The 12,037-nt window shown below is 44.9% G+C and carries 11 protein-coding genes and 1 rRNA gene; 6 read left to right on the plus strand and 6 right to left on the minus strand.

Going from position 1 to position 12,037, the window contains the following annotated elements; genetic code table 11:
* Positions 1-666: a GMP/IMP nucleotidase gene (gene yrfG / locus HRU42_RS04010; protein ID WP_295029053.1), complete on the minus strand. Its 666-nt coding sequence runs from the start codon at positions 664-666 to the stop codon at positions 1-3.
* A 183-nt stretch (positions 667-849) separates the two neighbouring features.
* On the opposite strand from yrfG, the gene nudE reads away from it, so the two are divergent.
* From nudE to HRU42_RS04025, 3 genes are all read left to right on the plus strand, one after another.
* Complete coding sequence (gene nudE / locus HRU42_RS04015; RefSeq protein ID WP_295029054.1) at positions 850-1,395, plus strand: ADP compounds hydrolase NudE; 546 nt, start codon at positions 850-852, stop codon at positions 1,393-1,395.
* 70 nt (positions 1,396-1,465) lie between these two features.
* Positions 1,466-2,281, plus strand: coding sequence for a 3'(2'),5'-bisphosphate nucleotidase CysQ (gene cysQ / locus HRU42_RS04020; protein WP_295029055.1), 816 nt, complete (start codon positions 1,466-1,468; stop codon positions 2,279-2,281).
* A 100-nt stretch (positions 2,282-2,381) separates the two neighbouring features.
* Positions 2,382-4,151 (plus strand): MFS transporter, encoded by a 1,770-nt coding sequence (locus HRU42_RS04025; protein ID WP_295029056.1) that lies wholly within the window; start codon positions 2,382-2,384, stop codon positions 4,149-4,151.
* Positions 4,152-4,180: 29 nt separating this feature from the next.
* On the opposite strand, the gene mnmH is transcribed toward HRU42_RS04025, so the two are convergent.
* From mnmH to HRU42_RS04040, 3 genes are all read right to left on the minus strand, one after another.
* Entirely contained in the window at positions 4,181-5,290 is a 1,110-nt protein-coding gene (gene mnmH / locus HRU42_RS04030; protein ID WP_295029057.1) for a tRNA 2-selenouridine(34) synthase MnmH, read from the minus strand.
* Positions 5,290-6,330: a selenide, water dikinase SelD gene (gene selD / locus HRU42_RS04035; protein WP_295029058.1), complete on the minus strand. Its 1,041-nt coding sequence runs from the start codon at positions 6,328-6,330 to the stop codon at positions 5,290-5,292. Before selD ends, mnmH begins: the two co-directional genes overlap by 1 nt.
* Positions 6,331-6,529: 199 nt before the next feature.
* Positions 6,530-7,636: a fatty acid desaturase gene (locus tag HRU42_RS04040; protein ID WP_295029059.1), complete on the minus strand. Its 1,107-nt coding sequence runs from the start codon at positions 7,634-7,636 to the stop codon at positions 6,530-6,532.
* Between the two features lie 151 nt (positions 7,637-7,787).
* On the opposite strand from HRU42_RS04040, the gene fabR reads away from it, so the two are divergent.
* Positions 7,788-8,405, plus strand: a complete 618-nt coding sequence (gene fabR / locus HRU42_RS04045; RefSeq protein ID WP_295029060.1) for an HTH-type transcriptional repressor FabR — start codon at positions 7,788-7,790, stop codon at positions 8,403-8,405.
* A gap of 75 nt (positions 8,406-8,480) precedes the next feature.
* Here the strand turns inward: fabR and trmA are convergent, their stop codons facing one another.
* On the minus strand, positions 8,481-9,578 hold the full coding sequence (gene trmA / locus HRU42_RS04050) for a tRNA (uridine(54)-C5)-methyltransferase TrmA (protein WP_295029061.1): 1,098 nt from the start codon (positions 9,576-9,578) through the stop codon (positions 8,481-8,483).
* 188 nt (positions 9,579-9,766) lie between these two features.
* Here trmA and murI point away from each other — a divergent pair, with 188 nt between their 5' ends.
* Positions 9,767-10,624: a glutamate racemase gene (gene murI, locus HRU42_RS04055; protein ID WP_295029062.1), complete on the plus strand. Its 858-nt coding sequence runs from the start codon at positions 9,767-9,769 to the stop codon at positions 10,622-10,624.
* 44 nt (positions 10,625-10,668) lie between these two features.
* On the opposite strand, the gene HRU42_RS04060 is transcribed toward murI, so the two are convergent.
* Positions 10,669-11,139 carry an RNA-binding protein gene (locus HRU42_RS04060; RefSeq protein ID WP_295029063.1) on the minus strand — a complete coding sequence of 157 codons (471 nt, stop codon included), beginning with the start codon at positions 11,137-11,139 and terminating at the stop codon, positions 10,669-10,671.
* Between the two features lie 819 nt (positions 11,140-11,958).
* On the opposite strand from HRU42_RS04060, the gene HRU42_RS04065 reads away from it, so the two are divergent.
* Positions 11,959-12,037: ribosomal RNA gene (locus HRU42_RS04065) — 16S ribosomal RNA — on the plus strand; the annotation flags it as partial.

Genomic DNA, 12,037 nt, shown 5'->3' on the forward strand with positions numbered 1-12,037 from the left:
CTAACCCGCTAGAAGATCATCCAGCAACAGGTGATAATCACCTATTGCGGGAAAATCGCTAAACACTTTATTGGCTTGCTGACTGTCTGGGTTGGTTATACCCAGCTGATAAGCCACGCCGGCATCTTTTGCTGCCTGTAATATAGCTTCATTATCATCGATAAACAGGCAGCGACTAGGATCTAACTGGAACTGCAAGAAGAGGTGTTGCCAGAAGTGAGGGTGCTCTTTAGGGTAACCCGTTTCATGGCTGGAGAGCATATGGTCTAGTCCTGCAGCTAGTTCTGTATGTTCTAGTTTCAGGGCCAAGCTTTTGGGGTGGGCATTGGTGACCAGGATGCGAGACTTTTTTTGCGCACCTAGGGCGGACAGGAATGGCATACTGTCCTGTCTTAACTGAATCCTATCGACTAAGGTTTTGTGCAGCCCTATGATATCGAGCCGTAATTCATTTTCCCAATAATCTAAGCAATACCAGTCTAAAGTGCCGAACACTTTATCGTAACACGATTCAACTAACGCTTGTGCGGCTTGGCTAGTCAAGCCTCTTTGCCGACTTAATTCCGCTGGGACCAAGCTTAACCAGAAGTGATTATCGAAATGTAGATCCAGTAGGGTTCCATCCATATCGAGTAACACAGTATCTATCTCATTCCATGGAAACATCATTATTCCGTTTTAATTGTTTGAAGTGTAGGGCTTTACCTTGAGTGTACAAGTGATTCAACTATCTAGAAGCCTAATATTAATCTATCTTATTCCTTAATCAAGGCAGTTTCTGGTTGTAGATTAAAAACAGGATAGTAAGATTGTACTGTTAAGCACTTACCATTTGGCTCAGGGACTCCTATGAAGCACAAGAAACCGGAAATTCTAGGTTCAGAGATTGTTGCGCAAAGTCGCTTGTTTATAATAGAGCAGGTCAACCTCAAGTTCTCTAATCAGGTCGAGCGACAGTATGAGCGAATGAAGGGGAATAATCGTGGTGCTGTGATGGTGGTTCCTGTGCTCAATGGAGATACTCTATTACTGGGGCGCGAATATGCCGCTGGTACTCATACCTACGAGCTCGGTTTTGTGAAAGGTTTAATCGATCCCGGCGAGGAGGCACATGAAGCTGCTAATCGTGAGCTGCAGGAAGAGATAGGTTTTGGGGCCAAAAAGCTCACCCATCTTATGGAGTTGAGTCTGGCCCCAGGTTATTTTGCCAGCAAGATGCAGGTTTTTATTGCCGAAGATCTTTATGAGAGCGTTCTGGAAGGAGATGAGCCTGAGCCTATCGAGATGGTTCCCTGGCCGCTGGATAATTGGCAATCTTTGCTCGAACAGGAAGACTTTTCAGAGTCTAGGAGCGTAAGCGCCTTGTTTTTAGCTCAAAAATATCTAAAACTATAAGTGTTTAAAACATAATTATAAGAACCATTTTTCTTATACGTGTATGTGTGAGTCGGCTGTTGGAGCAGTTATGAAGCCAGAAGAGTACATAGAACAAGCAATTGATATTGCTGTTGAAGCGGGAATAAAGATACGCGATATCTATCTCAAAGGGACTTTTGAAAAAGAGATAAAGTCTGATAATACGCCTGTGACTTCGGCAGATATTGCAGCTCATAATATTATCACTGTCGCGTTACAAGCCTTGACTCCCGATATCCCGGTGCTTTCCGAGGAAGATGCGAATATTCCTTTCTCTGAGCGCAAGGACTGGCAACGTTATTGGTTGGTAGACCCCTTAGATGGCACCGGGGAGTTTATCGCGGGCAGTGGTGATTTCTCTGTGATTATCGCCCTGATAGAGCATAATCGACCTATCATGGGAATAGTGTATGTGCCTATGACAGAGGTATGTTATTACGCCATTGCTGGGCTAGGAGCCTATAAGCGTGATGGTCAATCAGAGGTCAGGATCATGAGCCGTCAGTTGCCTGTCGATCGGGACCCACAGCTAAAGCTCGCCGTTAGCCGACGTCAAGACCCGCAGTCGGTACTTAAGTTATTTAGCCATACCAAACATTGCGAATTGATTGTACTCGGTGGAGCCGCTTTAAAGAGCTGCCTGGTGGCAGAAGGAAAAGCCGATTGTTATGTTCGTATCGGGCCAACGGGCGAGTGGGACACAGGTGCCGCTCAGATCATCGTCGAAGAGGCTGGCGGGCAGATCATGGATATTGAGCTTCAGCCCTTGAGTTATAATGAGCGAGAATCTTTAGAAAACCCTAACTTTATTGTGGTGGGTTCTCCCCACTTAGCCTGGGACGTTCTACTAACAGCTGAGAGTTAAACTAATATCGTTAAACAGGCCATCAATCAATGATGGCCTGTTCTTTATTCGTAGTCTAACAAGTCACTATCTGCTCTGGATGATAGATTAGAGGATTATTATGATTTTGACTCGACGTTTCCTGCCCTATTTTATTACTCAGTGTCTGGGAGCGTTGAACGACAATGTCTATAAAAATATCTTGTTACTCTTGGTCACCTATTCGCAACTTGCTAGTCTGCCTATCGATGTAAATCTATTTGTTAATCTCGCCGCCGGTTTGTTTATTCTTCCCTTCTTTCTTTTTTCTGCTCACGCGGGTCTGATCGCCGACAATATCGATAAAGCGATATTAATTCGACGCCTCAAGTTGTTAGAGGTGATCATCATGTGCTGTGGTGCGGCGGCAATCGTTAGCCAAAGTTACTTGATCATGTTGGTGTTGCTCTTTCTGATGGGGACACAATCTGCTTTCTTTGGCCCGGTGAAATATTCACTTCTGCCTAAGGTATTGAAGGATGTTGACTTGGTTAGGGGCAATGCCTGGGTTGAGATGGGCACCTTCATCTCAATTTTGATCGGCACCATAGTCGCTGGTCTGATCGTTGCCAGCGATCATGCCAACACGTTAGCCGCGATAACCGTGGTTTTTTTAGCATCTGTTGGCTACATCTCCAGTCGATTTATCCCATCTATCCCCCTAAGCTTTGAAGCTAAAAAGTTGAGCTTCACTCCCTTTTCCGGTTCGATAGCCTGCCTCAGGAAAGCCAGACGAACGCCTTCGATATGGATGGCCGTACTCGCCATCAGCTGGTTTTGGTTTCTTGGTGCAACCTATCTTACTCAATTTCCCAATTTTGCTAAGTTACACTTGCATGCAGGAGCCACAGTAGTTTCCTTGTTGTTAGCCTTGTTTTCTGTCGGTATAGCGGCAGGATCATTTTTATGTGATCGCATGTCATTTAAACGCGTCGAGTTAGGCCTCTTGCCCTTCGGCTTATTGGGGTTGGCCATTTTTGGTATTGACTTGTATTGGGCTATACCAGAGTCGAATCCTGTCGATGTGTATACTGCCGGCAGCTTCATTGGCGAGCCTCAACATTATCGGCTCATGTTTGACTTATTCATGGTGGGGGCCAGTGGTGGTCTATTTATCGTGCCCTTGTATGCATTTATTCAGGCGAGGACCAAGGAGGGGGAGTGCGCGCAGGCCATTGCGGCAAATAACATCATGAATGCATTGTTTATGGTGATGTCAGCCATCTTCGCCATCATCTTCTTGGGCCCTTGGGGCGGGAGTATATTGCAGTTGTTCTTGGTGCTTGCCCTAGCAAATTTACTGGTTGGAGCCTGGCTGTTTATCAGCCTAGCTGAGCTGAGATTGAGGCTGGTAACTTACCTCTTGGCGAGATTCATATATCCACTGTCTGTGGCTCAAGGTGATAGCTTACCTAAACGTGGAGGAGCGATATTAACTGGCTCATCAAGTGCAGCGAAAGATCTGTTTCTGATGCAGAGCCTTTCTGTACGACCCATATTTTTTATATTGGGACAGCCACTTGAGACGGGATTTCTGGCCAAGCTGCTAAGAACATCGGGAAATGTGTTTGAAGCGGCAGCGAGCCAACCAGGGAAAGCCGCTGAGGGGAGTCAGGAGTATATCGAGCACCTAACTAAGGCATTAGCTAATGACGAGCTGGTTTATCTGTGCATAAATGATCATCTGGATCTTAGCGATAAATACCAGAGCTTGCTTGAATCAGTACCTAGGATGAGTATCTCATTGCAGCCTTTGAATTTCAGGGGAGACAAGCGCGCTGACCTGAGTGCAGCGAGCAGAAGACTCGGTGTGGTGTTAACCCAAATAAACATACCTCTAGACAATGACTAGAGGTATGTGACCATGGCCTGGTTTGGGTATTATGTGCGAGCCGAATACTCGTCTAACCATTCATGCATTGCCTGATGGGAGCCCTTAAATAACACTCGAGCCTGCTTCTTGTCTAGTTGATACAGATACATAGGATCGTAATACTTGTTGAGTAGCATAGATATCCACTCGAGGTGAGCCTCTGTACTGCTGGTTTGCTGTTGAATTTTCAGTGCGTTGGCAATGATGGACTGAAACTCATCATGTAACTGACCACCGAGTCGCTTCTTAATACCCGTGATACTTAGGCTCAAGTACTCTGAAAACGCGAGCCAGCCAGCCTCTTCACCTAGGCGCTCTATATAGCCAGAATGCATCTTATGCACGTACTCATCCAATAATCTGCTATGCCTATCTTGGTTGGATTCCTCTAACACTAAGATCTGCGCCGTTTGCATGGCGCTGTAAAATGTCTTGGGTATCGCAGAACGACCGATGAGGAAGCTTTCATCCTCTAAGACTAAACAGCGTTCATCTCTTTGCTGATGTTTTAATAGTTCCACTGCCAAACGGTTTTCAAAATTGATCTGGGTTGGTTGGGGCTCATGGTAACGCCCAAAACTCGATCCCCTGTGATGGGCTATGCCTTCCAGATCGACGGACTCGGAACGCTTGACTAAGAAGTCAGTTTTACCGCTGCCAGTGATGCCACTGAGAATCAATACCGGTTGCTGTTGAGGAGCCTCATCGATGACATCGATAAGATACTGGCGCATAGCCTTATAACCCCCTTCTACATAGGGGATCTCCAAGCCAGCCTCTTGAAGCCATTGTTGAGTAAGCTGAGATCTTAGGCCGCCTCGAAAGCAATACAAGTATGCACCTGGATTTTTGTCAAAGTAATCCAGCCAGGCATCTAGTCTTTGCTGCTTTACTTTACCTTTAACCAGGGAGTGCCCGAGCTTGATGGCCGCTTCTTGGCCATTTTTCTTGTAGCAAGTACCTACCTTCTGTCGTTCGCTATCTTGCATTAACGGCAGGTTTGTACTGCTTGGGAACGCGCCCTTGTTAAATTCGAGCGGTGCCCTGACATCCATCATAGGTTGACCCGATAACATGATCTCTCTGTAAGCGCTCTTAGGGACTAGATGTTTGCTCATTAGATCAGTTCCACGAGCTGAGTTTGCGAGGCATCTGTCATAGTACCAATACATTGAGTCGGCACATTATTCTTGGCTAGCAAGCTAATCAGTTCTTGCTCGGCATCAGCCGCTACCGAGATGAGTAAACCGCCGCTGGTCTGAGGATCACAGATAATGCCTTTCTGCTCATCTGTGAGTGTTGGCAGATGCTCGCTGTAGCTATCGTAGTTTCTGTGTGTGCCACCGGGTATACAACCCATCTCAAGATAGGTTTTCGCCTTAGGTAATAGTGGTAATGCCGCAATTTTGATCTTGGCATTGAGTGTTGCCCCTAGGCACATTTCGATAAGATGACCGGCAAGTCCAAATCCTGTGACATCTGTCATGGCGTTAACCTCGGAAATTTTTGCGATCGCCGGGCCTAATAAATTCAGCTCACACATGGCATCGGCGGCAATGTTGATATCTTCAGGCGCAATTTTTTTCTGCTTCTGAGCCGTAGTTAAGATGCCTATGCCTAAGGGTTTAGTCAGATAGAGTCTGTCGCCAGATTTAGCCGTATCGTTTTGCTTCAATTCGGCTAGCGGGATCTGTCCGGTCACTGCGAGCCCGAAAATGGGCTCTGGAGAGTCGATACTATGACCACCGGCCAACATGATGCCGGCGTCTGCACAGGCTTGGCGTCCGCCATCGACAACTTGCTGAGCCACTTCTGCCGGTAAGGTATTCACCGGCCAACCTAAAATTGCGATGGCCATCATAGGTGTGCCGCCCATGGCATAGATATCGCTGATGGCATTAGTTGCGGCGATTCGACCGAAGGTGAAGGGATCATCGACGATGGGCATGAAGAAATCTGTGGTACTGATGATGCCAGTTTCTTCGTTGAGTTTATAAACGGCTGCATCATCACGGGTCTGGTTACCCACTAACAGCTTGGGATCTTCGAACACCGGAAGCTGAGAAGCTAATATCGTTCCTAGGACTTTTGGTGAGATTTTACATCCACATCCTGCGCCATGGCTGTACTCGGTAAGTTTGATTGTAGATTCTGACATGAACTCAAAAGTCCCTTTAGAAGGTAATTAGGCGCTCATGATAGACCTATCGGTAGGCTACTTCAATTAGCAGTGCACTAGAATCAAGGCTGTGAGGAGAACTGGGGGGAATAGAGACAATTGGTAAGTAAGCTAGCAGATGAATCCCTGTAAAAATAACGGCTCGATAGAGATGCGATCGAGCCGTTTTATAACAGAATTAAGCGTAAGTCGCGGTGAGTAGCTTCCAGTTCCTATGTTGTAAAACGAAACGTTGTTTCATCTCGTCGACTTGCTGCGCTAATTGCTTGTTGGCTAACTGTTTGCGCTTCGCTTCGAGCAGCTCTTTCTTTGCCTGATAATAGTCAGCCAGATGAGATTTTAATATCTCGTATTCTGCCTGTAATTTCTCTAACACTTCATCACAGTTACTGAGTGTCGAGACGCGATCTTGGGTGCGCTGCAGTTGCATCTTGAGTTTGGCACTCTCAATTCTTTCCTGAGGAGTGACCCGCAGATCTTTTGCTAGTCCACACCAATTTAAGGCGTTGATTAGCCACTTGGTTGGATCGTAGTGCCACCAATGTATGCCGTTACGATAGTCATTTTCGAAGATATGATGGAAGTTATGATAGCCTTCACCATAGGTAAGCAGCGCGATAAAGCCATTATCACGTGCTGTGTTCTTATCCGTATATGGCTGACTTCCCCACACGTGGGCCAGTGAGTTGATAAAGAAGGTACAGTGCTGCACAACAACCAGTCTTAACAGGCCTGCCATAAGTAGCATTGCCAGAATATCTCCATTGAGCCAGCCTAAGAATGCGGGTAAACCTATGTTCATCAAAATAACCAAAGCTAGATAGTGTTTGTGCTGCCACATGACTATCTTGTCATTCTGCAGATCTCGAACATTCTTGTAATCATGATAAAGCTGAGCATGGTATTCCCTCAGCATCCAGCCTATATGGCTATACCAGAATCCCATCTTAGCCGAGTAAGGATCTTTTTCATTATTATCCACATGCTTATGATGCATCCTGTGATCCGAAGACCAGTGCAGCGCACTGTTTTGTAGCGCTAGCGCGCCGCCAAGAGCAAATAGGAAGCGTACCGGCGCCTTAGCTTTATAGGTTTTGTGTGACCAAAGTCGGTGATAACCTGCGGTGATCGACAAGCCACTGGCAAAAGCAAAACCAAGTAAAGCAAGCCATTCCGTCAGGCCATAGCCCTGTGTCATGCCGTACCAGGGAACGAGTATGGCAGCGCCTAAAAAAGTGATTAAAAAGAAGGCGACATTAGTCCAAATTAGCGGGGGTTTGTTCATTATTCCTATCCAGTTTAGCTTTGAGCGTACATCTGTACGCTAATTTAGCTTGCTAAGCGATTTGGGTCAAGTCGTAAACACTCGTTAGGGGCTGTGTTTTAGTGTCAAAAAATGTATCATCACGGGATAATACTTAAGTTTCGGATCCACCATGACGGGCGTAAGAGCACAGCAGAAAGAGAAGACGCGCAGGGCGTTAGTCGATGCCGCATTTAATCAACTCAATGCTGAGCGTAGTTTTTCGAGTCTAAGTTTGCGGGAAGTCGCTCGCGAGGCAAAAATAGCGCCAACCTCTTTCTATNGNCATTTTAAAGATATGAATGAGCTAGGCTTGACCATGGTNGATGAAGGTGGCTTAACACTNNGGCAGATGATGCGTAAGGGACGGCAGCGAGCCGANGCNGGCGGNAGNGTTATTCGTATCTCAGTNGATACCTTTATGGAAGTGCTAGAGTCTAATCCGAATGTGTTTAGAATNTTATTGCATGAGCGTTCTGGCACATCGGCTCCCTTTAGAGCGGCGGTAGCNCGTGAGATAGAGCATTTTATCTCTGAGTTGACTCATTATACCGANGCCACGGCAAANNGAACNCCTGAACTTGCCAGAGCTCAAGCCGAAGCCTTAGTCACCTTNGTNTTTAATGCCGGAGCGGCNGCATTGGATATGAAGCGAGTCGATAGAAAAGTACTTGCCGATAGATTAGTTATTCAGTTACGCATGGTGGCCAAGGGCTCGGAAGCGTTACAACAGAAATTGGATAGAAGATAGCAGTGAGTCTGCTGCAAAATAAAAGGGCCTTTTAGGCCCTTTATCATTGATGCAGTTAGCAGATATTTTCTTAGTTTACTTTTTTTCTAAGAAGACGCCTGATTCCATATGGTCTGTATATGGGAACTGATCGAATAGAGCGAAGCGAGTAATATTGTGTGTCTTGGTCAGCTCGGCCAAGTTTTCAGTTAAGGTGCTAGGGTTGCAGGATATGTATACGATGCGCTCATAACCTTGAACTAGCTTGACGGTATTTGAATCTAATCCCGCTCGTGGTGGGTCAACAAAGATGGTATTACAATTATAACTGTCTAGATCTATCCCTTCCAAGCGTCTAAAGCTTCTCTTCTTAGCCATTGCATCGGTGAAGTCTTCTGCAGACATACGTATGATCTGCAAGTTATCGATATTGTTGATTTCGATATTGTATTGCGCCGATTGAACCGAAGGTTTCGCCAGCTCAGTGGCGAGAACCCGATCGAAGTTTTGCGCTAAAGCGATAGAAAAATTGCCGTTACCACAATATAGCTCTAACAGATCACCCGTGCTGTTCTTGGTGACATCTATTGCCCATTCGAGCATTTTTACCGAGACCTTACCATTGGGCTGAGTGAAGCTATTTTCAATTTGATGATATTGAAGCTGTTTACCGTTCACGTTTAGGCTTTCAACAACGAAATCTTTATCGAAAATGAGTTTCTGTTTTCGGGCTCTACCGATCAAGTTAACCTTGAATCTAGATGCCAGTTTCTCTTTAAGGACCTTAGCCTCTGCTTCCCACTGCTGATCCAGTTGCTTATGGTAAAGTAAGGAAACTAAGATCTCGCCACTGAGAGTAGAGAGAAAGTCGATTTGAAATAATCTATGTCTTAGTATGGTGTTAGGCTTTAACTCTTCGATTAAGGCGGGCATCATCTCGTTAATCAAATTGCTCGCTGGAAGAAATTGGTCACAACGAACCTTACTGTCTAGCGCTTTATCGAACATGTAGTAATACATGTCGTCACCGTCATGCCAGATGCGGAATTCACAGCGCATACGATAATGGGCGGTTTCAGAGCCAAAGACTTCTAACCTTGGCGTATCAAAGTCTGTGAATATCTGTTCCAGCTTGATGCGCTTGTTTTCGAGTTGCGCATCATAGGTCTTAGGATCCATTGCTGCTAAATTCATTTATTGATCACCTTGGCTTAATTTGGGGCGGAATTATTATACTAGATGACTGATATGTCCAGTTTCTGGCTTTCGATTTATAGAATCTTGTGTGAAAATTGCATTTTACCCTCTAAAAGCATCTTGTAGCATTATAGAATGTAAGGGCTATTGCCTGTGAAGGTCACGTTAGTTAATGGAGAAGTGTCTTGTCTAAACCTATACTCGTTTTCGATTCAGGAATTGGTGGTTTAACGATTCTTGATGAAATTAGACAAGCACTGCCAAATGAGAGTTATATTTATTTGTTCGACAATGCTCGCTTACCTTACGGTGAGTTAGGAGAGCAGGAACTGATTTCAGGTTGTGTCTCGCTCATTACTGATTTCGTTCAAAAACAATCGGTCTCCATGGTGGTTATAGCCTGCAATACCGCCAGCACGCTCATATTGCCATCACTGAGAGCGGTACTCAATATTCCTGTTGTTGGTGTGGTTCCGGCTATCAAGCCTGCGGCGCTTTTATCTCGAAACAAACACATAGGCCTGCTTGCTACACCCGGTACGATAAAGCGCGCTTATACTCATGAGTTAATCGATCAATTTGCCCGTGGGTGCTCGGTCGAACTGTATGCCTCATCGGAACTGGTCATGCTAGCGGAACAGAAGGCCGCTGGTGAGCCTGTGACTCAGCAAGAATTGGCACAAATATTAAGACCAATTCATCAAAGTAAACTCGATACATTAGTTCTAGGTTGTACCCACTTCCCCATACTTAAACAGGAGATGCAAGAATACCTCGGGGATCGGGTATCACTGCTAGATTCTGGAAAGGCGGTTGCGGCACGAGTATTAACCTTAATACTTAAGACTCAGCAGGAATTGGTGCTGGGTAAGCAAGATGATGAGTACAGAGATGTGATCAGGGAAGAACTGCAACAAGAGGGTGAAAATACGCCTTATGGAACTGAGCTAGCTTATTATACCTCAGAAGGCATTGAGCAAGGTTTGAAAAAGACATTAGCCAAGTTTGGTTTTTCTAAAAGCTCAAGAGTGAGTCACTCATAATAGAATTTAGAATACAAACCGGCTAATATCCTGTCACCTAAGGATTAGGCGTTTTCGTTACGTTCGCTCTTATCTGAATCTTGAGATTTAGCTTCTCTGACTTTTAAGGTACGTTCCTGGAAGTCAAACTCATTTAACTTAGACATAGCTTTTTGTGCACCTGCTTCCGACATTTCGATGAAACCGAAACCTTTACGACGTCCAGTCTTGCGATCACGTACTAATCTGACTGAGTTTACAGGGCCGTACTTACCAAATAACTCTTTTACTTCGCCTTCATGTACACGGTAAGGAAGATTACCGACATAAAGAGTCATTGTTGGACCTGTGTATTGCTCAACACTTGCGGCATTATCACCGGCTTCTGTTGATTGGCCTTTTAGGGAAAAGATAACGCTAGCAATAATAGCACCAGTAAAGAAAGCGACTGCAGCGTTTAACTCGGGAGCGACAAAATAAATCGCTACTGCGCCAAGGATGGCGATAATCAAAACAATAAGAAATGGCTTTTGCATAAATATGATCTCTGAAGAATTGATAAATAACTGTTAATAGCAGGTATATGGTAATGAATTATTTAGCATTACACTAGCCCGTTGCCGAAAAAACGAGCTTAATGGTGAAGTAATTTTAATTTAAGGCTAATAAAGCGACGTGTGCAGGGTGAAAAACAGGCTTAAATTGACCGGGTGTTTAAAACTTCAGCGGATGATTCGATAACGGAGAAAAAGGGCTTGCGCGTTGGTAGAATCTCCCTATAATGCGCATCCACTGACACGGTAAACCGGTCTTCTTAACGAAAGCTGAAACCAGTCAGGGCAACGAGTGAGCTAAGGGTTTAATCATTTTTAATGATTGAAATTCTTTTTAAAAAAGCCCTTGACGCCAACAGCCGGGAGTGTAGAATACGCATCCCTAACCAAGGCAGAACGCTTTGGGAAGTAAGTAAAAACCTGCGACCTAGCGTCAACGGAAGTGCTATCAAGCACTAAGCTCTTTAACAATTTATCAAGTAATCTGTGTGGGCACTCACAGGTGTTGAGTTATTCGAAATTGCCTCTCACGAGGTAATCAAAAATTTAACTCGACGAATCTCTTACTCCTTTATAAGGAATAGAGAAGCTGAGTGACCATAGCGACTTTGGTTTCTACTTTCTTACTCTCACGAGCAAGCAAAGTAAATTCAAAGAAGCAAAATATGTAAGCTTCATTGGCATCCTCTTTATAGAGAGTGATTAATGAAAAACAGTTTTTTGTTTTCACTTTTTAAAAAGTGAAGGCATAGTTTCGTTGAGCCGATGTCATTTTCGAAAGGGAATGCATCAAAAAAACTTTAATTGAAGAGTTTGATCATGGCTCAGATTGAACGCTGGCGGCAGGCCTAACACATGCAAGTCGAGCGGAAACAGGAAG

It is taken from the genome of Shewanella sp. (assembly GCF_013214165.1).
Classification (GTDB): domain Bacteria; phylum Pseudomonadota; class Gammaproteobacteria; order Enterobacterales; family Shewanellaceae; genus Shewanella.

Bases quoted from the DNA above. Each gene is read 5' to 3' on its own strand.
- selD (WP_295029058.1), bottom strand. From the start codon at position 6,330: ATGTCAGAATCTACAATCAAACTTACCGAGTACAGCCATGGCGCAGGA.
- nudE (WP_295029054.1), top strand. From the start codon at position 850: ATGAAGCACAAGAAACCGGAAATTCTAGGTTCAGAGATTGTTGCGCAA.
- HRU42_RS04040 (WP_295029059.1), bottom strand. From the start codon at position 7,636: ATGAACAAACCCCCGCTAATTTGGACTAATGTCGCCTTCTTTTTAATC.
- yrfG (WP_295029053.1), bottom strand. From the start codon at position 666: ATGTTTCCATGGAATGAGATAGATACTGTGTTACTCGATATGGATGGA.
- mnmH (WP_295029057.1), bottom strand. From the start codon at position 5,290: ATGAGCAAACATCTAGTCCCTAAGAGCGCTTACAGAGAGATCATGTTA.
- HRU42_RS04060 (WP_295029063.1), bottom strand. From the start codon at position 11,139: ATGCAAAAGCCATTTCTTATTGTTTTGATTATCGCCATCCTTGGCGCA.
- trmA (WP_295029061.1), bottom strand. From the start codon at position 9,578: ATGAATTTAGCAGCAATGGATCCTAAGACCTATGATGCGCAACTCGAA.
- HRU42_RS04025 (WP_295029056.1), top strand. From the start codon at position 2,382: ATGATTTTGACTCGACGTTTCCTGCCCTATTTTATTACTCAGTGTCTG.
- cysQ (WP_295029055.1), top strand. From the start codon at position 1,466: ATGAAGCCAGAAGAGTACATAGAACAAGCAATTGATATTGCTGTTGAA.